The organism is Ruegeria sp. AM1 (genome assembly GCF_056540745.1).
Genome location: NZ_JBQFXH010000002.1, coordinates 479553 through 500102, shown reverse-complemented (window position 1 = coordinate 500102; position 20550 = coordinate 479553). Strand labels below are relative to the sequence as shown.

Here is a 20550-nt window from a genome sequence, read left to right as displayed (position 1 = left end):
TCTAGGCGCGCATGTAGTGCATTCCCTGAAACCCCGCGCGCAAGTCACGCACGCGCGGCGCCAATCTGCGGGGATCATCAGACCTGAACGCCTCAGCAATCAGGGCTGCGAGCTCAGCAGCATCAGAGGGCGCAACGCCGCGCCGGACCAGTTCGGGCGTACCGATGCGCAACCCGTTCATATCACCGGGAACCGGCGCAATCGGCAGGCCGATCCCGCACGCGAGAAACCCGGCCTGCCGCAATGTTTTCGAGGCCGTCTGACCACCTCCGAAAGGTGCTGCCTCAAGCGCGAATTGATGCGACATGGTGGCACCGCCGCGCCCGGTGAACACGGGCAGGCCGGCCATTTCCATCTCGTCAGCCAGTGCCTGCGCAAGATCGACCATGGCCTGCGAATAGGCCGGGCCAAACTCGATCCAATCCAACAGGGATATCGCCAGAGATGCTGATTTAGCCGCATCAAAATTCGCCGTGAGACCGGGAAAGGCAATCGCGTCCAGCCGCTGCGCGATCTCAGCATCGTTGGTGACGATAAGACCACCCGCCGGACCACCAAGGCTTTTGTAAGTGCTCATCGTCATCAGATGCGCGCCTTCGTTCAGCGGATTGCGCCAGACGCCACCCGCGATAATTCCGCATTGATGCGCCGCATCGAACAACACATGCGCCCCGACCTCATCCGCGATCTCACGCACCGCGGAAACGGGATGCGGGAACAGGTTCAGCGACCCGCCAACCGTGATAAGCTTGGGCCTGTGCGTCCTGACCACGTGGCGTAGTTCGGACAGGTCAAGGCTATAGCCATCCGAATCAACGGGTGCATGTAGGGTGTGCAATCCATAAAGGCCCGCGCAGCCATCCTTATGATGGGTCACATGACCCCCAATATCAGCGGGCGGCGCAATGATAGTATCGCCTGGGCTGGTCAGGGCCATAAAGCCATAGAGATTGGCCAGCGCGCCAGACCCTACTCTAATCTCAGCATATCGCGCCTGAAACACACGGGCGGCTAACTCGGCCGCGATCACCTCGATTTCCTCGATTGCCTCAAGGCCCATCTCGTATTTGTCGCCGGGATAGCCAAGCGACGGTCTGCTGCCCAAGCCTGCTGACAAAGCGGCTTCGGCGCGGGGGTTCAACACGTTGGTCGCTGGGTTCAGATTGAAGCATTCGGTATCGTGGATTTCCAGGTTGCGGGCGATCAGCTCAGAAACGCGGCCATCGATCACAGAAGGCTCTTGCAAAGCAACATCACGGGCGATGTTCTGAACATAATCCTCAGATTGGGCTGGGACCCATGGGCGATGAGCAAGCTGTGGCATCTGATCCTCCGGTTGTCGGATACAGAGTGCCGCCATCCCGCCTTTCGGGCAAATCCTATTGCAAAATCCGCATTAGATAGCCTGCAGCCATAGAAAAGGCCGGCCGCATATTGTCATCTATACCGGGAAGCCGCCGTCTGTATCATCACCCGCTTCTTCCATCAGGCGCCCCATGTCGGGGATTGTGACACGACGCTTGCCTTCAAGCAGGATCACTTCGTCTTTCTTGAGCGCGGAAATCTGGCGACTCACCGTTTCCAGAGTCAGCCCAAGATAGTCCGCCATTGCTTCTCGGGTCAGGGGCAGATCGAATACGATTGATCCCGACAAACCTTTCTGGGTGACCGATGCATCCCGGCGCGCAATAATTGACAGAAGGCTGGCGATTTTTTCCCGTGCCGTTTTTCGGCCCAGCACCAACATCCATTCACGCGCCGCATCCAGTTCGTCCAACGTCATCTGCAGCAGGCGATGCGCGATATGGGGGGTTTCGTTCATCATGCTTTCGAACGGCTTTTTGCGAAAGCAGCACATAACGACATCCGTTGTCGCGACCACGTCATATGGCGCGGTATCACGTCCCGGCCGTCCCACAAAATCGCTAGGTAGCAACAGACCGACCATCTGAGTCCGACCATCTTCCATCGTCTGCGTCAGCGAGGCGATGCCCGAGACGACAGAGCCGACAAAGTTCATCTGGTCGCCGGACCAGATAATGGTCTGCCCGGCTTCAAAACTGCGATAGTATTTGATGCCTTCCAGTTCGTCGATCTCGTCCGCATCACAATGCGCGCAAACCGCCCTGTGGCGGATCGGGCAGCCTTCGCAGTTGGAATGGTCAAATTGTACAGTCAGTGTCATTCGCGTGTCCACTTGATCTCGGTCAAGGTTCCAGAGCCGGTCATCTCATAACGGTACCTATATGTTAGTGAAACCACAATTGGCAAAGCTCGGACTTTTTGACGCGAAAGTGCCGCGCTACACAAGCTATCCCACCGCACCCCACTTCAACAATGATGTGGGGCCTGATCGTTTTGGCGACTGGATTTCGGGGCTCGCGCTCGGCAGCCAGATCTCTTTGTATGTCCATGTCCCGTTCTGCCGCAGATTGTGCTGGTTCTGCGCCTGCCGGACGCAGGGCACACAAACCGACAATCCGGTTGTGGCCTATGTGGATGTTCTGAAGGCCGAACTGGACCTATTGGCCCAGCGCCTGCCCGCCGGTATCACCCTGTCACGGCTGCATTGGGGAGGTGGTACACCGACACTGTTGAACCCGGACCTGATGCGGGATTTGGCTGGCCATATTCTGGACATCGTCCCGATGGGGCCAAATGCCGAGTTTTCGGTGGAAATCGATCCCAATGAGATCGACGAGGCGCGGCTGGATGCGCTGGCTGACTCCGGCATGAACCGTGCCTCAATCGGTGTGCAGGATTTCGATGACGAAATTCAGAAAACCATTGGCCGTATCCAAAGCTATGACACCACGCGCAACGCAATCGACATGATCCGGGCGCGCGGCATCTCAAGCCTGAATGCGGATATTCTGTACGGCCTGCCGCATCAGACGAAAACGCGAATGACCGAGAGTGTTCAAAAGCTTCTGTCACTGAATCCGGATCGGGTTGCTCTTTACGGGTATGCGCATGTGCCATGGATGGCCAAACGTCAGCAACTGATCCCATCAGATGCACTGCCGACACCGGAACAGCGGCTCGAATTATTCGATACGGCGCGCCGCCTGTTCATGTGGGACAACTATGCCGAAATCGGCATCGATCACTTTGCCACACAGGACGACGGGCTGACCCACGCGTTGAAAGCCGGCCGGCTGAAACGGAACTTTCAGGGCTATACCGATGATCAGGCCGACGTGCTGATCGGTGTTGGTGCCAGCTCGATTTCCCGATTCCCGCAAGGCTATGCCCAGAATGCCCCAGCCACATCGGCGCATACCAAAGCCATTCGCGCGGGCCGCTTCTCGACCTCACGCGGGCACCTCTTTAAAGGAGAGGACATTCTGCGCGCCCGGCTGATTGAGGCGATCATGTGCGATTTCCGGATCGACACGGCTGAGATTCTGCGTGACCACGACATCTCGGCATCGCAGTTGCAGCAGATGTACAAAACAGCAAACGCGGCATTTGACGGGCTTCTGAAGATCACGAATGAGGGGCTTTACATCCCACCCGACGCAAGGCCGCTGACCAGAATGATCGCACGCAGCTTTGACGCCTATGATCTGAATGAGGCCGGTCACAGCTCGGCAATCTGACGCTGAGCTTACGGGCTGCAACGCGGGCAATAAACGACGGGGCTTGACGCGTGCCTTGAGTTTTTTCCACACTCAGGGCGCGGGGAAACGTCCCCGCAACCTGAGGCAGGCCAAGACACAGCCAGTTACATGCCGACGCAAACGCGTTCGACAACCCCTTTCGCGCAGCCGTTCTGCAACCTGAAAGAGGGACAGCATTCATGCGCGTTTTCACCGTCCTCGGCCCCAGCCAATCGGGCAAATCAACCCTGGTCGAGGCCATCAGCCGCCTCGACGGGCGGCCCACAACATTCGATATTTCCGGAACCGTGCATCTGCACGGTTTTTCTTACCTGAACGAACCCTGGTGTGCGATCGATGTGGATGGCGGCGGGGATGCGCTGGCCTATGTGGGTCCCGCCATGGCGATCTCGGACGCCGCGGTTGTGGTTGTGCCACCCGACCCGGACGCCGCCGTTCTGTGCGCGCCCTATCTCAGGCTGGTCGAAGAGGCGGGCATCCCCTGTTTTCTGTTCATCAACCGGATGGACAATCCAAATGGCCGGATTCGCGACATCATCGCGTCGCTGCAAACCTTCTGTACCCACCATATCACTCTGCGGCAGGTTCCGATCCGCGAGGGGGACACGATCATCGGCGCGGTTGATCTGATCTCGGAACGAGCGTGGAAGTATCAGGAAGGCCAACCCTCGGCCCTGATTGAGCTGCCGCAATCGGTGGAGGATCGCGAACAGGAGGCGCGCGCAGAACTGCTGGAAACCCTGTCGGATTTTGATGACCACCTGCTGGAGCAACTGATCGAGGACAAACAGCCGCCCAGTGATGAAATCTATGGCCTGGCGGCGCAGGTGCTGCAAAACCATCAGCTGATCCCGGCCTGTCTTGGCGCGGCAAGCCATGGCAACGGGCTGACCCGCCTGATGAAAGCCCTACGCCACGAAGCCCCTGAATTCGACATCGCAGCAGGACGGGATGAGGCGGCTGAAAACGCCCGCGCCATTGCCGGTTTTGCCGATGTAAAGAAGCATATTGGCAAGATCATCGTCCTGCGGGGATTGGGCGAAGGGATCAAAGCACACGAGGCACTGGGGGGCGAAACCGTTGGGAACCTCACATCGCTGGATGCCAGAACCCAGATCAGCCAGCTTGAGGCCGGACAGATCGGACTGGCCGTGAAGTCCGATCACCTCAATCCGGGCTTTCTGTATGACAGCCGCAGTGCATCGCCTTTGCCCGAATGGGCCGCGTCGCATCCGATGGCCCATCGGCAGATTGTTTCACCCGCGCATGAACGCGACGATGTGCGCCTGTCCAATGCCCTTGGGCGGCTGGTCGAGATCGATCCAGGGCTGCATCTGGAGCAGGATGAGCTTAGCGGCCATGCGATCCTGGGCTCTCAGGGACCGCAACATATGCGACGGGTCACCGCCAAGCTGGCCGAAGACTTTGGCGTCGAAATCGAGGCCGCGCCGGTCGAGACCGCTTATCGCGAGACGATCCGCTCGGCCATCGAACACCGCCACCGTCACCGCAAGCAATCCGGAGGGGCCGGGCAGTTCGCCGATGTGGTCATCTCGGTCGCGCCCACACCGCGCGGATCGGGGTTTCAGTTCGAAGAGATCGTCAAAGGGGGAGCAGTGCCCAAGAACTATATCCCATCGGTCGAACATGGAGCCAAAGACGCGCTTGAACAGGGGCCCGAAGGGTTCCCCGTTGTCGACGTTAAAGTCACGTTGAGCGATGGCAAGCACCATAATGTCGACAGCTCGGACTACGCGTTCCGGACCGCCGGAAAAAACGCGGTGCGCGAGGCCCTGCCACAGGCCAAACCGGTGGTCTTGCAGCCGATCCTGAGCGCCGAAATTCACCTGCCGTCAGAATTTGTCGGTGATCTTGTTCCAACGATCAGTTCGCTGCAGGGGCAGGTTCTGGGCTTTGAGGGCAACCCGAACGCATCAGGTTGGGAAATCTTCAATGCGCAATTGCCGGCGGTGGCTCAGGATGAATTGCACCGCACCCTTGCCAGCGCGACGCGCGGAACCGGGTGGGTCAGATTGCAATTCGATCACTATGAGGAGTTGCGAGGCCCCGTTCCAAAACCCGCAGACCGGGAAAAGATGGCCAGCGCATAGCAGCGCGTGTTGCGGCACCCGGCGATATTTACGGGTGCCGATGCGCTTAAGACGCAGATCGCTACATTCGCGCGGCCGCAATAAGCTCGCGGGTGTAGTCGGTTTGCGCGTTCTCAAACAGCGCCTCGGCCGACCCCATTTCGACCACATCACCGTTTCGCATGACGATCACACTATGAGACATCGCCCGCACAACCTTGAGGTCATGGCTGATGAACAGATAAGCAAGCCCGTATTTACGTTGCAGGTCCCTGAGAAGATCGACGATCTGCACCTGAACGGTCATGTCCAGGGCGCTGGTCGGCTCATCCAGAACCAACAGCTTGGGCCGCAAGACCATCGCACGAGCGATGGCAATGCGCTGCCGCTGGCCGCCTGAGAATTCATGCGGATAGCGGTCCATTACTGCGGGATCGAGCCCAACCTCGGTCATCACTTCGGCCACCAGATCGCGCGGCGCACGATGCGGGTCGACTTTGTGTATCGCCAGCCCTTCGGCAATGATCTGTTGGCAGGTCATACGCGGGCTGAGGCTGCCAAACGGGTCTTGGAACACGATCTGCATATCTTTGCGCAGCCGACGCAATTCGCGCGTAGACCAGCGCCGGACATCTTCATCCCGAAAGGTAATGCCCCCTTCGGACGCAATCAGCCGCATGATGGCCAATGCCAGCGTCGTCTTGCCCGAGCCACTTTCGCCCACGATGCCAATAGTCTCACCTGCGCGGACGCTGAGTGTTGCGTCGTTCACCGCCTTCACATAGCCGACCGTTCGCTTCATGAAACCGCGTTGGATAGGAAACCAGACCTTTAGGTGATCCGTTCGCGCAACCTCTTCCGCGCCATGGGCGACAGGATCGGGTCGCCCGGACGGTTCGGCCGCCAGCAGTTTTTGGGTATAGGGATGCTGCGGGTTGTCAAAGATGTCGGCGGTGGCGCCGGTCTCAACAATCTCGCCATCTTTCATAACGCAGACACGGTCCGCAATCCGCCGCACAATGCCCAGATCATGGGTGATGAACAGCATCCCCATATTCTCGGACTTCTGCAACTCCGCCAACAGTTCGAGGATCTGCGCCTGAATGGTCACATCCAGCGCCGTTGTGGGTTCATCCGCAATCAGAATGTCCGGCTTGTTCGCCAGCGCCATGGCAATCATCACCCGCTGGCGCTGCCCACCGGACAATTGGTGCGGATAGCTGTCCAGACGTTCTTCGGGATCGCGGATACCAACCTTGTCCAACAGCTCAATAATCCGATCCCGCGCCGCATCGCCCGTGACCCCCTGATGCAGGGCCAGAGATTCAGCCATCTGTTTCTGGATCGTGTGCAGCGGGTTGAGCGAGGTCATCGGCTCCTGAAAGATAAAGCTGATGTCATTGCCCCGAACATCCATCAGATGCTTTTCAGACGCGCCGATCATCTCTTGCCCGTCATACGTGACAGCCCCTTCGACAATCGCACTGTCGCCCAGCAAAGACACGGTGCTGAGCGCAGTCACGGATTTGCCCGAACCGGATTCGCCCACCAGCGCAACCGTCTCACCCCGGTCGACGGTGAAAGACACCCCCTTGACCGCCGCGCTCAGCTGCCCGTCCTGCCGGAACGAGACCTTGAGGTTGTTCACATCCAGCAGGCTCATGAGAAGGTCTTTCTGGGATCAAACGCATCGCGGACGCCTTCAAAGATGAAAACCAGCAGCGACAGCATGATTGCAAAGGTGAAAAACGCTGTGAAGGCCAACCATGGGGCCTGCAGGTTCTGCTTGGCCTGCAACGTCATCTCACCCAGAGACGGGGCTGACGAGGGCAAGCCAAAGCCAAGAAAATCGAGGCTGGCCAAACCGCCAATGGTTCCGGTCACGATGAACGGCATGAATGTCAGCGTCGCCACCATGGCATTGGGCAGCATGTGGCGGAACATGATCGTCATATTGCCCACGCCCAGCGCCTTGGCTGCGCGCACGTATTCAAGGTTCCGCGCGCGCAGGAATTCGGCGCGCACAACACCAACAAGGCCGGTCCATCCGAACAGGATCATCAGAAACACCAGCAGCCAGAAACTTCGTCCCAAGATCGCAAACATGATGATGATCACATATAGCGACGGCGTCGCCGACCAGATTTCAATGATGCGCTGGAAGATCAAATCCAGCCAACCGCCAAAATATCCCTGGATCGCGCCCGCAAAAATCCCGATCAGGCTGGCCGCCCCTGTCACGAACAATGTGAACAGGATCGAGAGCCGGAAACCGTATATGACTCGCGCCAGCACATCGCGCTTGGTGTCGTCGGTACCTAGCAAATTCTGACCGTTGGGCGGAAGCGGGGCAGCGCCCGGGCGATCCACACTGGTGTTGAACGAATAGGGAATGAGAGGCCAAACCGCCCATCCGCGTTCAAACCCATCCGCCTGAAAGGTGCCTGCATCAATCTGTTCGATGATCCCTTCCGGGTCGTCAAAACACTGATCCAAACCACCACTGTCGATCAGGCACATGACCTCTGGGTCGCGATAGATCGCCTCGGTCTGAAAATCCCCGCCAAACCTTGTTTCCGGATAGAAGTTGAAGATCGGAGTGAAGAACTCCCCCCGATATTTCACAAGGATAGGTTTGTCATTGGCGATGAATTCGGCAAACAGCGACAAGCCAAACAGAACCGAAAAAATGATCAGCGACCAGAAAGCCCGGCTGTTACGGCGAAAATTGCGCCATCGGCGCTGATTAAGCGGGGAGAGTGCCATTTACCCCTCCCGCTTTTCGAAATCGATACGGGGGTCGACAAGGACGTACATCAGATCACTGATGATACCTACGACAAGGCTCATCAAGCCAAAGATGAAAAGCGTGCCGAAGATAACAGGATAGTCGCGCGCCACCGCAGCCTCGAACCCAAGCCGACCCAGACCATCCAGCGAGAAAATCGTCTCAATGATGATCGAACCGCTGAAGAACACACCGATGAAAACAGCCGGGAACCCCGCAATCACGATCAACATCGCGTTGCGGAACACATGGCCATACAGCACCCTGCGCTCGCTCACGCCTTTGGCACGAGCGGTCATGACATACTGCTTCTTGATCTCATCCAAAAACGAGTTCTTCGTCAAAAGGGTCAGCGTCGCAAAGGCAGAGATCGTCAGGGCAATGACCGGCAATGTGATGTGCCAGAAATAGTCTGCGATCTTACCAAGCAGGCTCAGGTTGTCCCAGTTATCCGAGGTCAGGCCCCGCAGCGGGAAAATCTGCCAGTATGAACCACCCGCAAACAGCACCAGCAACAGAATGGCAAAAAGGAAGCCCGGAATGGCATAGGCAACAATGATCGCGCCACTTGTCCATGTGTCAAAGGGCGACCCATCCTTGACCGCCTTGCGGATGCCCATTGGAATGGACACCATATAGGCAATCAGCGTCGACCACAGACCCAGCGAAATTGAGACCGGCATTTTCTCAAGCACCAGATCGATCACGCTGATAGAGCGAAAGTAGCTCTGACCAAAGTCCAGCGTCAGATAGTTTCCCATCATTGTGAGAAAACGCTCAACCGGTGGTTTGTCGAAACCGAACTCTTTCTCGAGTTCCTCGATGAATTCTTTCGGCAGCCCGCGCGCACCGACATATTCGCTGTCCGAGCCAAAGGTTTCTTCAACCTGTCCGCCGCCATCTCCTCCGGCAAACCCGGCAAAGACGTCACCCTCGCCCTGCATTTGAGCCAGGATTTGCTCGATCGGGCCACCGGGCACGAACTGAACCAGTGTGAAGTTGACGATCATGATCCCAATCAGCGTTGGGATTACCAGCAATAATCGTCTTAGAATATATGCTCCCACGCGTGTGCTACCTCAATGCGCCGGCGGCCTTAAGCGCCTTATATTTTTCTTCGTTAAACCACCAGAAATCGAGATAGCCAAGCCCTCGTGGCGGCAACTCTTCGGGGTGTTCAAAGATGTCGTAGTAGGCAACCCAGTACTCGGCCACGTATCCTGCGGGAATCTGAATACGGAGGAAGCGCAGCGCGCGGTCCAGTGCCTGCAGCGCTGCGATCTCTTCTTCACGCGACTTGGTAAGCAGCGACTCTTCGATGATAGCGTCGATCAGCGGATCCTGCAGCGACTGCGGGTTGTACGACGAAACGACGGCGGTTTCCGAGCCATAGGCCTGCTTCAATGCAGTACTGGCCGTTTCAAACGGTTGATTGCGGAAATACATCATGTCCCAGTCTTTGTCATAATACCGCTGGGCATATTGTGCACTGTCGACCTTTTCAGCCTCGACCGTTACGCCGAAATTTTTGAGCGTTTCGATGAAGGTCGTGATGATGGCTTCAACCGTGTCAGAAGACGAAGCCGACAACATGATTTTGAACTGCATGAGTTCACCATCAGCGTCGCGGAGCCTACCATTGCTATCGATGGTCCAACCCGCCTCTTCCAGCAGCTTCAGCGCTTTGCGCTTGTTCCTACGATCAACAGTACGCGCAGGACTGGAGCTGTGTGCGGTAACCGCCTCTGCTGTAAACATCTCTGCCGGGACAACATCGCCGAGGCTTTCCAAAAAGGCTTTCTCGGCCCCTTCGGGCACTCCATTGGCCTGAACTTCAGAGTTTTCCGAGAACGAGTGACGCTGACTCGTCAGGCCATATTGCAGCGAATCTGAGGTCCACTCAAAGTTAAAAGCCAGGCCCAGCGCCTCGCGTACTTTGATGTCCGTAAAGGGTTCGCGCAGCAGGTTGAAGACAAACCCGGACGGCGTCGGCGGCCTCATGTCGGGCAGCGTCTCAAGCTTGACATATCCTTCCCTTACGGCTGGGAAGTCATAGCCCGTAGCCCATTTCTTAGTGCTGCCTTCCGCCCGGAATGTATAAAGTCCGGCCTTGAACGCCTCGAACTCGGCCGCGTCATCTGCAAAGTATTCAACCCTGACGCGCTCGAAATTGTGGCGTCCCTTGTTGATTGGTAGATGCCAGCCCCAGTAATCCGGGTTGCGTTTATAGACGATGAACCGATTGGCCTCATAGCTGTCGACGACATACGGCCCACTGCCCATCGGAGTGTTCCAGCTTTGCTTGTCGAGCCGCTCACCTGTGCGCTCATACCAGTCTTTCGAAAACACCGGCGTGTTTCCCACCTGCGAAATCAAAGACCGGCGCGAGATGTCATCGACAAAATTATACTTAATCGTATGGTCATCGATGATTTCATAGCCTTCGATCCGCTGCTTTACCGCGCGCGCATAGCTGCGGATTGCCTGCTCCAGAAACAGATCATGTGTGAACGCGGCATCATGCGCAGTCAGCGGCGTTCCGTCCGAAAACCGTGCCTCTGGGCGCATGTGGAACACGCACCACTCTTTGCTGACAGGGTATTCGACAGCTTCCGCGATCAGGCAATACTGTTCTGTGATCGAATCCGCCGGCGTTTCGGTTCCGAAAGGTCCACTGCCGAACATGCCCTCAGCTATCAACCCGGAATAGAGGCCTGCCCGCCCCTGCCAGTTGAAGCGGTTCATGCCATCGAATGTCCCACGGGTGCTAACCGAAATCTCACCCCCGACCGGAGCGTTCGGATTGACATAGTCAAAATGCGTGTAATCCGCCGGGTACTTTAAATCTCCGAAGAATGAGTAGCCATGAGACAGGATGATTTCCTCTTCGTCCACGCCCGCAGCATAGCTTGCAACTGGGGTAATGGCTGACGTCAGCGCGCTGGCACCCAGCAGCTTCAACGTCGATCTGCGGTTAAAACCAAACTGGGCGTCCCGGAAATCTCGTCTTGCCATGCCAGCCTCTCCTGCGGTTTGTTACAGTTTTTAACTTTGTTCTAGCTAGCTAAAAGACCAGCACTCTCAGTTGCAAGTTTAGAATGCGTGATCGCTTTGTGAAGTTTTTCTTAGACAAAAAATAAAGCCGCTGCATGGGGCAGCGGCTTTGGAATTCGTCCGGGCTACTGAAGATCAGTTGCCGATTGTCTGCAGATACGCGATCAGATCGGCGCGCTCTTGCGGTTTTTTCAGGCCCGCAAAGCTCATCGAAGTGCCCTGAATGTAACCGCTGGGGCGCGTCAGGAAAGCATCCAGCGCTTCAGGGGTCCAGTTGCCACCATGCGCTTGCATGGCTGCCGAGTAACCGGTGAAGCCTTTAGCCGAGGCAACCGGGCGATCTACAATCGCGTACAGATACGGGCCAGTGCCATTGGCGCCATCTTCCAGCTTGTGGCAAGCGGTACACTTGCGGAACACGCGGGCACCCTTTTCAGGATCGGCGGCGGCCAGCATATCTTCGAACACAACCTCTTCGCCGTCAGCGCTTTCGCCGGCGCTGTCAGTTTCGATGATATAGGCTGCTTCGGCGTTGTGCCCGCCTACATGATAGAGAACATCCGCCCCCCACTTGGCGAGAAGAAGCACCAGAAAGGTTCCAAACAGGCCAGCAGCGGCCTTGGTAACTGTCATCGTGTCGAACATTGATCGCGAGTCCATTTCAGCTGTCTGCGGGGTGTCTAAGGCTTCCCCTTGCAAGAGGCAAGGTATAGACACCGCGACTAAACGCCCAATTCAAGAAACTTGTTGCACGGAAACGACCAAATGACCAAACGCATCGCATTTCAGGGTGAACCCGGCGCCTATAGTCACGAGGCCTGCCGCAACGCGCGGCCCGATATGGAGGCGTTGCCCTGCCGTACATTTGAAGATGTGATCGAATCAGTGCGCGCAGGCGATGCGGATCTGGCGATGCTGCCGGTGGAAAACACCACCTATGGCCGCGTCGCGGATATTCATCGGTTGTTGCCGCATAGCGGGCTGCACATCATTGACGAAGCATTTGTGCGTGTACACATCAACTTGCTGGGCGTTCCGGGGGCAGCGCTTGATGACATCACCGAAGCCCATTCGCATCTGGTGTTGTTGCCGCAATGTGCGGGTTTTCTGAAACAGCACGACATTCGTGGACGTGTCAGCCCAGACAATGCACGCGCGGCCCGCGAAGTCTCCGAAGCGGGCGAGATCCACTCTGCCGCGCTGGCCAGTGAACTGGCGGGCGAAATTTATGGTCTGAATGTGCTGGCGCGGCACATCGAAGATCACGGCGACAACACAACCCGATTTCTTGTCATGTCGCGCGAGGCCGACGAATCGCGCCGCGGTGCGCATGGAATGATCACCAGTTTTGTATTTCAAGTCCGCAACATCCCTGCCGCGCTGTACAAAGCGATGGGCGGGTTTGCGACCAACGGGATCAACATGACCAAGCTGGAAAGCTATATGGTCGATGGGTCATTCACCGCAACGCAGTTCTACGCGGATATCGTCGGACATCCCGATGACCGCAATGTACAGCTTGCATTGGACGAGTTGGCGCATTTCACAACCAACGTGGAAATTCTGGGCGTCTACCCAGCCGCAGCGCCGCGCGGCTAGCCTTTTCAAAGCCCTGCAGAGAACTCCGAACGGCGCTCTGTACTGCGCCATGCCCGCAGTATTCTTTTTACATTCGCCGCGACCCCGTCAGGCGAGTTGACTTCAAGGTCATAAACCCGACCCTGATGTATTGTCTTTTGATCCTGTTCGGCGCTGCCCCGCGGGCGATCACCACGCGCCTTTTCCCGTATGACAAGCTCGGCAATCGGGCAGTGTACGGCGACAAACAGTACATCATGCGGCTTAAATAGGGTCCGCAGCGTGTCGGCCCAGCCCGGCGTGTCCAGAATGTGCTCGACGATGAGATTATTTCCCGCATTCGCATAGGCCGCGAGCGCGTTGTGAAAACCCTCAAAAAAAGCCGCTCTTGCGTCCTGCCAACTAAATTCACCGGACCTAAAACGCTCGGATGGCAACATCCCTGAATCCCGCAGGTGATCAATCGAGATATGCCAGAATGGCAGCTCGATCTGGCTTTGCAGGGCGCGGGCGATCGTTGATTTTCCGCTGCTGGACGCGCCATGCAGAAAAATGATCTGCGACAAAATCCATCTCCATCTCAATCAGTTCAGGCACTGCAACCTATCCCAGCCGAAATACCTTCGAAATCGCGCCATCGTTGGACCGGTAGGCGCGAAAGCCCATCGCCTTGTAGTAACCCAACCCTTCGGCGTTGGTTGCACCGATTGTGGCATCGATCGCTGGCAAGCTTTGGGATTTGGCGGCTTTAAGCGTCTCTTGGAAAAGCGCGCGTCCAATACCCTTGCGGGCGGCAGATGGCCTGATATGCGTTCCGATTACGCCCCAGCCCACCGGCGCGCCATAAGGGTTATCTTCGACAGCGCGCTTGAGGGATTGAAAGCCCAGAACCTTGTTCTGCTGGTCCAAAGCAAGGGTACACACGATCTGATCAGGATGCGCCAGATAGTGAGACAACGCAAACGCGGCATCGCCAGGTTTGCTGCGTTTTCCGGCAGCGATGAGCGCATGCAGAACTGACGCCAAATCCTCTGCATCATCCTTGTCAGCCTTACGGAGAACCGGAGGAGACTTCGAGGGGTTCATCATCGCATTATGCTCCGTGCAGATGACGCTCTTCAAGTTCGCGGGCAAACTCGCTGAGCCTCAGCTGGAACTGACGGCGAAAGCGTGCCTTGCCCAGCTTGAGAGACTGCAGCAACAGCCGCGCCGGCAAGGATTTGGCAGAGAGCGATATGTCCATACTCAGCCGTGTTCTGCGCTGGGACAGTGCCAGGAGCTCGATTGTTGTGAGCCCCATAAGGCCCTTGCTGGTGGTCTCAAACCGCATCAGATCGGGCCGCTCGTAACTGCTCATCATCACCGAAACCTGCCGGGGTTTTCCACGTACCTTGATTTCGGTTTCCCAAATCGTCCCCACAGAGACAGCGGCATCATCGTTGACGCGGCGCACGTCGATACCTCGGCGCATGGCCATACGTTCAAACCGCTCGAAATCGGCCACCATGCCGAATACCGCTTCGATCGGTGCCTCAATATCCTCGCGCGCTGAAAACTGCATGTTTGTCTTTGCTTCTCTTGCCTATGCCTCAGTGTTTCGTCAGTCCAGCGTATCTGCAAGCCAGTTCTGCAACAAAAAATGCGCGATCGCGCCTTTTCGGGCGGGCAGAAGCTTGGGATGCTCACCCGCGAAGGCCTGCATCATTTCGGACTTGCTGACCCAGAGCGCATCTTCGATCTCGACCGGATCGATCCGGATCTCGCGTGACAGCGCCATACCCGCACAACCGAACATCAGGGATGCGGGAAATGGCCAGGGCTGGCTGGCGAGGTACTGAACCGCCCCAACCGAGACTCCGGCCTCTTCTATCACTTCCCGCCGCACGGCGGCCTCAAGCGTTTCACCCGGTTCGACAAAGCCGGCGAGCAGCGAATACATCCCCTCGGGCCACCCCGGTGACCGTCCCATCAGGACACTGTCGCCATGGGTGATCAACATGATGACCACAGGGTCGGTGCGCGGGAAATGCTGCGCGCCACAGGTTGGGCAGCTCCGCTGCCAACCGGCTTGCGCCACGTCACTGGGCGCGCCGCAACATGCGCAGAACCGGTGTGTTTCATGCCAGCCAATCACCGCTTTGGCGGTCGCAGCCAGTTCGGCATCGCGCGGCGAAAGTCGCGTCATAATGCGGCGCAGCTCGGCAAAGACATGATCCTCGGGTAATTGCGGATGCCGCTGTTCAGTCTGGTCAACAAACCCACCCATGCCCGAGAGGTCCTGCCCGTCCGCAGCCCAGGTTGAGATATCCAGTGCGAACAGAGGGGCCTGCGCCTCGGTCAGACCCAGAAACACCGGGGCCTCAACCCGACCACCGGGGCCGTTTTGCACCAAATCATGCGACATCGGGATCAGGGCCAGCTGATCCAGTGCGTCCCCGACGACCAAAAGCTTGCCGCGCCACAGCACAAGGCAACGTGCGGCAGGATCATCCTGTGTCATCGTCAGCTTTTTCGGGTCGGTTCGAATATCGGCCGCGCGGTTCAGACCCGAACCGCCAAATGTCACCTGTTCCGCACGTTTCATTACTGTCCCTCTGGTTTCCGCCAAGGGCTGCCACGGCTTGTTGGGCAGCGCAATCTGTTTGTGCGTCAAAAACACCGCATGAGCGAATGACCCATGGATGTTCAGAAGTTTATATGTATTCTACTTCTAAGAGAAATTACCTTCTCGCATACCGCCAAAAGAAGAACGATTTGAATAAGAACGACCCGTTTTGTCAGATGCAGAATCGCGACACGCAGGCGCGCATTCAGATACTCGCCACTACTGACCTGCACATGCATCTGACCAGCTACGACTATTATGCAGACTGTCCGGATCCGACGGTCGGTTTCGCGCGCACTGCAACGCTGATCAACGCGGCGCAACAGCAGGCGATAGACGACGGCGTATTGTCACTGCTGTTCGACAACGGAGATGCCTTTCAGGGCACGCCATTTGGTGAATGGGCCGTTGATCAGAAAGAGGCCGTACATCCCCTGATAAACGCCTTCAACGCGTTGAAGTATGATGCCATCGGGCTGGGCAATCACGATTTCAGCTTTGGCCTGCCCACGCTGGATCACATCTTGGCCGACGCATCCTGCCCGGTGATTTGCACCAACATGCAAAGCCTGCAGGCCGATCATGGCTGGCAGACTTACGCCATTCTGTCGCGCTCGGTGGCGCTGGATGGGCGGGAATGGCCGATCCGGATCGGCGTCATATCACTGCTGCCACCGCAAACACTTCAATGGGAGGCGCATCTGCTGGCAGGTCAGGTTACAGTTTCGGACATTCTGACAACCGCACGCGAGACCGTCACCCTGTTGCGCCAGAAGGGGTGTGATCTGGTGATCGCACTTGCGCATTCTGGTCTGGGGCAAGCCGAAGCGGTGCCCAATCTGGAAAATGCGGTTGTCCCACTGGCCGAGATTGAGGGGCTTGACGTTATCGTCGCCGGGCACTCGCATCTGACGTTTCCCGGAAAATCGCATGACAGTCTGCCGCAGGTCGACAACGGTACCGGCCATATTCATGGCAAACCAGTTGTGATGGCCGGGTCGACCGGGTCGCATCTGGGTGTCATTCAGTTGTCAATCAAACCTGCTGGATCGGGAGGTTGGCACATCACCAACAGCGCCGCTGAACTGCGTCCGATTCATATCTCGTCCGATTCAACCTCTACCTCGTCGGTCCCCGAGCACCCTGATACGAAACAGCTTTTCGCTGAGGGCCACAGAGCAACACGCGCGCGCGCCAAAGTGCCGGTTGGCCACGTGCCACATGTTCTGCACAGCTATTTCAGCTATTGCGTTCCTGATCGGGGGCTGACTCTGGTTGCCGCAGCCCAGGCCGCCGCGCTGCGCAGCATCCTGCAAGGCAAGCTGCCGGCCTCAGTGCCGATCTTGTCAGCCACGGCCCCCTGCAAATTTGGCGGACGCGCAGGGCCGCGTTATTATACGCATGTCCCTGCCGGCGACATATCGATGCGCAATGTCATCGATCTGCATGTCTTCCCGAACGAGCTGCGCGCGATCCGGGTGAAGGGCGATCAGATACGCGATTGGCTGGAAATGTCAGCAGGGCTGTTCAACGTGCTGGATCGGCACAATGACGCTGAGTTGGTTGATGCCAGACGCGCCGGACATAACTTTGATGTTCTGTATGGCGTGACCTACAGAATCGACCTGACGCAGCCTGCGCGTTTCGATGATCGGGGACGCCAGACCGACCCCTCGCATTCCAGAATTCGGGATCTGAGATATGATGGCAAGCCGGTCGGGCACGATCAGGAATTCATTGTGGCGCTCAACAACTACCGCGCCAATGGCGGCGGATACTTCCCGATCGCACTGCCTGCAAAGGCGATCGATCTGCCGCCGTTGCGCATTCAGGACATCCTGCGCGGCTATCTGTCCGGGAAACTTCCCAAAGACCGTCTGGAAAGCGCGCCACACCCGTTTTCCTTTGTACCGCTGCCCGGAACTGGGGCGATTTTGAAAACCAGCCCCCATGCCGAACAGTTTCTTGACGAGCTTGCCCCCTTCAGGCCGCAGCTTCTGGGGCAGGACGGCGATGGTTTCCTGCGGATTCGGCTTCAGTTCTGACGGGTTGCCAAGTCATGGCCGACCCCCTATATCACTCGGTGAGAGGTTGGCGCGGGCGAGCGCCTCGCCAACCTGGTCAGGTCCGGAAGGAAGCAGCCACAACGAGTCCCGCTTGGGTCGATGTCCAGCCTCTCACTCTATGCCGTTTCGGCGATCACACTGCAGCCACAGGAGGGCTTTCATGATTGTATCAAACACCCTTCGGGCAGCACGGTTCTGATCCGCAGGATTTTCCTGACTGCCTGAACACATCTCGCATGGATGCGCGCCCGCCATCCGTGCGTCTGATTGTTTTCGAATACAGGCAGACCCATGTCTCTTACACTTAAGGACCTCGGATGGTCCTCACACTTTGCCGCGCAACACGCGGCCAATCTGTCCCTTGTCCCCTATCGCGTGACCGCTGTTCACCGCGACCGGCTGGCTGGCACAAACGCCAGCGGCGACGCAACTCTGATCAGCAATGCCCATCCAACCGGCGCTTTTACGGTTGGCGACTGGGTTCTGGTCGACGATCAAATGCGCATCCAGCATCTGTTGGAACGTCGCAGCCTGCTGAAGCGTCGCGCGGCAGGAACGGGCGCGCAAGAACAGCTGATCGCAGCCAATGTCGATGTGTTGTTCATCGTCAGTTCGTGCAACGCAGATTTCAATCTGCCAAGGCTCGAACGCTATCTGGCGCTGGCGCATCAGGCCGGATGTTATCCAGTGATCGTGCTGACCAAACAGGACATGAGCGACAACGCGGCTGACTATGTTTCGCAAGCCGCGCAACTGGCCCCCTTCCTGACCGTGATCGCAGTGAATGCCCTTGATGCCGCCGATGTCCAAAAGGTACTCGACTGGTGTCCGGGCGGACAAACGGCGGCCCTGATCGGCTCGTCCGGGGTGGGCAAAACGACTCTAACAAACGCCATGACCGGCGCTCAGGAAGCAACCGCCGACATTCGCGAGGACGACGCGCGCGGACGTCATACCACCACGTCGCGTGAGTTGCACCTGATGCGAAATGGGGGTTGGCTGATCGACACGCCGGGCATGCGTGCTCTGCGTCTGTTGGATGCGCAGAACGGCGTTGACGAGGTATTTTCGGATATCGTCGATCTGGCCGCGACTTGCCGTTTCTCTGATTGCAGTCACGGGGCAGAACCCGGCTGCGCGGTGCAAAAAGCGATTGAAGACAATGTGTTGGACCCAAAGCGGTTGCAACGCTGGCTCAAATTGCGCCGCGAGGATCTGCGCAATTCGGAAACCGTTGCTCAATCACGCGCCCGCGACAAGGCGTTCGGCAAAATGGTCCGCTCCGTAATGAAAGATAAAAAGTCACGCGAGCGATTCTAGGGTCAGGACCCCTTATTCAGCGATCAATCGGGGCCAGATGGCTGCGCTGCGGCGGGCAAAGGCCCCGATATGACCAACCCCGGAGAGGCCAAAGTCACCGGGGCTCAACAGGTGCCTGCGCGCCTGCGCCCCATAGGCATCCGCAAGCCTCCACACTGCAACTGGCGGGACCATCTCATCGTCTTCGAATGCAATCAAATCCACGGGCGCTTCTGATCGCGACCAATCAGCGACCGGCAAGATGTCACCCGTCTCGGGCAGGTAACTCTGCGGCGAGGTGCACCACCTGCGCCACTGCCAGTACACGTTTGGTGGCAGATCGGCCCCGAACCCCACCCATTTGCCCGGTAGAAACCCTTTCAACCGCACAATCACGGGCGCATGGCCATACCAGAACAATGTCGCCAGCGCGCGGTAGGGCCAGGGGTGATCTGCCAACGTTACCAATCCGGCACTAACACAAATCATCCGGTCAATCTGATCAATATCCGGCTGCACGGGGCCCAGCATTCCGCCAACCGAGTGACCGATGACCCAAAGCTTTGCCGCCGGAAAGCGCCGCCGCATTTCCTGACGCGCGGCGGGCATATCGATCAAAGCCCAATCTGCCATGGTCACAGTACTTTCCCGCAGCGGCCCGGAAAGAGAGTGCCCAAAATCGCTGTAGTCATAGGTCAGACAGGCAATGCCCTGCTCGGAGGCCAGCCATCGCGCAAAATGCTGATAATAGTCGCGCGGCACCCCGGTTGCGCTGTTCAGCACGGCGACAATCTCTGGATCACCCGGCGGCAGGAACAGGCGCGCCGACAACATCGACGAACCGGAAGGGAACTTGATGTCCTCAACAACAGCGTTTTGCTGGTTGTCCAACATAGCATGCTCCGCAAATTCTGAAACAATCAGCCGTGTCAAATGACTGACCCAGCTGTGGCGAAGCTGTCAACAAAATGGAAAGATGACCTTGCGTCTGCTTCGAGATCACACCAGCCCGACTGGGCCTCGCGCTGGGGCTGCTGCCATCGCCAGCGAATGCCGCTTGACTCGGGCCGATTCCAAAGACTAGCGATAGGAAGATGGTTCCCGTGCCACACAGGTTCGGGATGAAAAGGGAACACGGTGCGGCCCTGACCGGAATACCGGAATGGACCAATGCCGAGACTGCCCCCGCAACTGTAGGCGGAGAGCAATGCCGGAATACCACTGGCCGCAAGGCTGGGAAGGTTGGCAACGCAACGACCCGCAAGTCAGGAGACCTGCCATCAGAACTGAAACCAAAACTCGGGCGGGGTGTCCGGGCAGGGCCTGATGACACTCTGATGTCTAGCCTGATCTACATCCCCGCCTAAGCGCGGAGGGCGCATTATGATCTGGCAGACCGACACTCACGTCTTTACGGCAACCATATGTCAGCGGACCGGCAAGACCT

At 57.6% G+C, this 20550-nt stretch carries 17 protein-coding genes, 1 other RNA gene and 1 riboswitch; of the genes, 6 read left to right on the top strand and 12 right to left on the bottom strand.

Annotation, left to right across the window (positions count from 1 at the left end; genetic code table 11):
- Nucleotide 1 precedes the first annotated feature (1 nt).
- Together ACR0I7_RS10315 and fnrL are read right to left on the bottom strand one after the other, a co-directional pair.
- Nucleotides 2-1324 (bottom strand): aminotransferase class I/II-fold pyridoxal phosphate-dependent enzyme, encoded by a 1323-nt coding sequence (locus ACR0I7_RS10315; RefSeq protein WP_480510649.1) that lies wholly within the window; start codon nt 1322-1324, stop codon nt 2-4.
- A 117-nt stretch (nt 1325-1441) separates the two neighbouring features.
- Nucleotides 1442-2185, bottom strand: a complete 744-nt coding sequence (fnrL, locus tag ACR0I7_RS10310; protein ID WP_480510647.1) for a transcriptional regulator FnrL — start codon at nt 2183-2185, stop codon at nt 1442-1444.
- 61 nt (nt 2186-2246) lie between these two features.
- Between fnrL and hemN the strand changes: the two genes are divergently transcribed.
- The gene (gene hemN, locus ACR0I7_RS10305) at nt 2247-3602 is read left to right on the top strand and encodes an oxygen-independent coproporphyrinogen III oxidase (RefSeq protein WP_480510645.1); all 1356 of its coding nucleotides are present in this window, start codon (nt 2247-2249) and stop codon (nt 3600-3602) included.
- Nucleotides 3603-3802: 200 nt separating this feature from the next.
- A complete protein-coding gene (locus ACR0I7_RS10300) occupies nt 3803-5734 on the top strand; it encodes an elongation factor G (RefSeq protein ID WP_480510643.1) in 1932 nt (643 codons plus the stop codon).
- Between the two features lie 61 nt (nt 5735-5795).
- Here the strand turns inward: ACR0I7_RS10300 and ACR0I7_RS10295 are convergent, their stop codons facing one another.
- The 5 genes from ACR0I7_RS10295 to ACR0I7_RS10275 form a co-directional block, all read right to left on the bottom strand.
- On the bottom strand, nt 5796-7376 hold the full coding sequence (locus ACR0I7_RS10295; protein WP_480510641.1) for an ABC transporter ATP-binding protein: 1581 nt from the start codon (nt 7374-7376) through the stop codon (nt 5796-5798).
- Entirely contained in the window at nt 7373-8479 is a 1107-nt protein-coding gene (locus ACR0I7_RS10290; RefSeq protein WP_480510639.1) for an ABC transporter permease, read from the bottom strand. The genes ACR0I7_RS10295 and ACR0I7_RS10290 overlap by 4 nt, the downstream gene beginning before the upstream one ends.
- A complete protein-coding gene (locus ACR0I7_RS10285; RefSeq protein WP_480510637.1) occupies nt 8480-9568 on the bottom strand; it encodes a microcin C ABC transporter permease YejB in 1089 nt (362 codons plus the stop codon).
- A gap of 7 nt (nt 9569-9575) precedes the next feature.
- Complete coding sequence (locus ACR0I7_RS10280) at nt 9576-11516, bottom strand: extracellular solute-binding protein (RefSeq protein WP_480510635.1); 1941 nt, start codon at nt 11514-11516, stop codon at nt 9576-9578.
- A gap of 174 nt (nt 11517-11690) precedes the next feature.
- Complete coding sequence (locus ACR0I7_RS10275) at nt 11691-12200, bottom strand: c-type cytochrome (protein WP_480510633.1); 510 nt, start codon at nt 12198-12200, stop codon at nt 11691-11693.
- A 120-nt stretch (nt 12201-12320) separates the two neighbouring features.
- Here ACR0I7_RS10275 and ACR0I7_RS10270 point away from each other — a divergent pair, with 120 nt between their 5' ends.
- A complete protein-coding gene (locus tag ACR0I7_RS10270) occupies nt 12321-13154 on the top strand; it encodes a prephenate dehydratase (RefSeq protein WP_480510631.1) in 834 nt (277 codons plus the stop codon).
- A 5-nt stretch (nt 13155-13159) separates the two neighbouring features.
- On the opposite strand, the gene ACR0I7_RS10265 is transcribed toward ACR0I7_RS10270, so the two are convergent.
- From ACR0I7_RS10265 to nudC, 4 genes are read right to left on the bottom strand one after another with little or no spacing between them, the layout of a single operon-like run.
- Entirely contained in the window at nt 13160-13699 is a 540-nt protein-coding gene (locus ACR0I7_RS10265) for a chloramphenicol phosphotransferase CPT family protein (RefSeq protein ID WP_480510629.1), read from the bottom strand.
- 37 nt (nt 13700-13736) lie between these two features.
- Entirely contained in the window at nt 13737-14219 is a 483-nt protein-coding gene (locus ACR0I7_RS10260) for an N-acetyltransferase family protein (RefSeq protein WP_480510627.1), read from the bottom strand.
- A 7-nt stretch (nt 14220-14226) separates the two neighbouring features.
- Nucleotides 14227-14694 (bottom strand): SRPBCC family protein, encoded by a 468-nt coding sequence (locus tag ACR0I7_RS10255; RefSeq protein ID WP_480510625.1) that lies wholly within the window; start codon nt 14692-14694, stop codon nt 14227-14229.
- 39 nt (nt 14695-14733) lie between these two features.
- Nucleotides 14734-15717 carry an NAD(+) diphosphatase gene (gene nudC, locus ACR0I7_RS10250; protein ID WP_480510623.1) on the bottom strand — a complete coding sequence of 328 codons (984 nt, stop codon included), beginning with the start codon at nt 15715-15717 and terminating at the stop codon, nt 14734-14736.
- A gap of 197 nt (nt 15718-15914) precedes the next feature.
- On the opposite strand from nudC, the gene ACR0I7_RS10245 reads away from it, so the two are divergent.
- The 3 genes from ACR0I7_RS10245 to rsgA all read left to right on the top strand — a co-directional run bounded on the left by ACR0I7_RS10245 (nt 15915) and on the right by rsgA (nt 19124).
- Nucleotides 15915-17783 (top strand): bifunctional 2',3'-cyclic-nucleotide 2'-phosphodiesterase/3'-nucleotidase, encoded by a 1869-nt coding sequence (locus tag ACR0I7_RS10245; protein WP_480510621.1) that lies wholly within the window; start codon nt 15915-15917, stop codon nt 17781-17783.
- A gap of 39 nt (nt 17784-17822) precedes the next feature.
- Nucleotides 17823-17921, top strand: an RNA gene (ffs, locus tag ACR0I7_RS10240) — signal recognition particle sRNA small type.
- 174 nt (nt 17922-18095) lie between these two features.
- Entirely contained in the window at nt 18096-19124 is a 1029-nt protein-coding gene (gene rsgA, locus ACR0I7_RS10235; RefSeq protein ID WP_480510619.1) for a ribosome small subunit-dependent GTPase A, read from the top strand.
- Nucleotides 19125-19136: 12 nt separating this feature from the next.
- Here rsgA and ACR0I7_RS10230 read toward each other — a convergent pair whose 3' ends face one another.
- A complete protein-coding gene (locus tag ACR0I7_RS10230; protein ID WP_480510617.1) occupies nt 19137-19997 on the bottom strand; it encodes an alpha/beta hydrolase family protein in 861 nt (286 codons plus the stop codon).
- Nucleotides 19998-20182: 185 nt separating this feature from the next.
- Nucleotides 20183-20399, top strand: a riboswitch (cobalamin riboswitch).
- Nucleotides 20400-20550 lie beyond the last annotated feature (151 nt).

Excerpts from the sequence above, each read along its gene's own strand:
- ACR0I7_RS10315 (WP_480510649.1), bottom strand. The coding sequence starts at position 1,324 with ATGCCACAGCTTGCTCATCGCCCATGGGTCCCAGCCCAATCTGAGGAT.
- fnrL (WP_480510647.1), bottom strand. The coding sequence starts at position 2,185 with ATGACACTGACTGTACAATTTGACCATTCCAACTGCGAAGGCTGCCCG.
- hemN (WP_480510645.1), top strand. The coding sequence starts at position 2,247 with ATGTTAGTGAAACCACAATTGGCAAAGCTCGGACTTTTTGACGCGAAA.
- ACR0I7_RS10300 (WP_480510643.1), top strand. The coding sequence starts at position 3,803 with ATGCGCGTTTTCACCGTCCTCGGCCCCAGCCAATCGGGCAAATCAACC.
- ACR0I7_RS10295 (WP_480510641.1), bottom strand. The coding sequence starts at position 7,376 with ATGAGCCTGCTGGATGTGAACAACCTCAAGGTCTCGTTCCGGCAGGAC.
- ACR0I7_RS10290 (WP_480510639.1), bottom strand. The coding sequence starts at position 8,479 with ATGGCACTCTCCCCGCTTAATCAGCGCCGATGGCGCAATTTTCGCCGT.
- ACR0I7_RS10280 (WP_480510635.1), bottom strand. The coding sequence starts at position 11,516 with ATGGCAAGACGAGATTTCCGGGACGCCCAGTTTGGTTTTAACCGCAGA.
- ACR0I7_RS10275 (WP_480510633.1), bottom strand. The coding sequence starts at position 12,200 with ATGTTCGACACGATGACAGTTACCAAGGCCGCTGCTGGCCTGTTTGGA.
- ACR0I7_RS10270 (WP_480510631.1), top strand. The coding sequence starts at position 12,321 with ATGACCAAACGCATCGCATTTCAGGGTGAACCCGGCGCCTATAGTCAC.
- ACR0I7_RS10260 (WP_480510627.1), bottom strand. The coding sequence starts at position 14,219 with ATGAACCCCTCGAAGTCTCCTCCGGTTCTCCGTAAGGCTGACAAGGAT.
- ACR0I7_RS10255 (WP_480510625.1), bottom strand. The coding sequence starts at position 14,694 with ATGCAGTTTTCAGCGCGCGAGGATATTGAGGCACCGATCGAAGCGGTA.
- nudC (WP_480510623.1), bottom strand. The coding sequence starts at position 15,717 with ATGAAACGTGCGGAACAGGTGACATTTGGCGGTTCGGGTCTGAACCGC.
- ACR0I7_RS10245 (WP_480510621.1), top strand. The coding sequence starts at position 15,915 with ATGCAGAATCGCGACACGCAGGCGCGCATTCAGATACTCGCCACTACT.
- rsgA (WP_480510619.1), top strand. The coding sequence starts at position 18,096 with ATGTCTCTTACACTTAAGGACCTCGGATGGTCCTCACACTTTGCCGCG.
- ACR0I7_RS10230 (WP_480510617.1), bottom strand. The coding sequence starts at position 19,997 with ATGTTGGACAACCAGCAAAACGCTGTTGTTGAGGACATCAAGTTCCCT.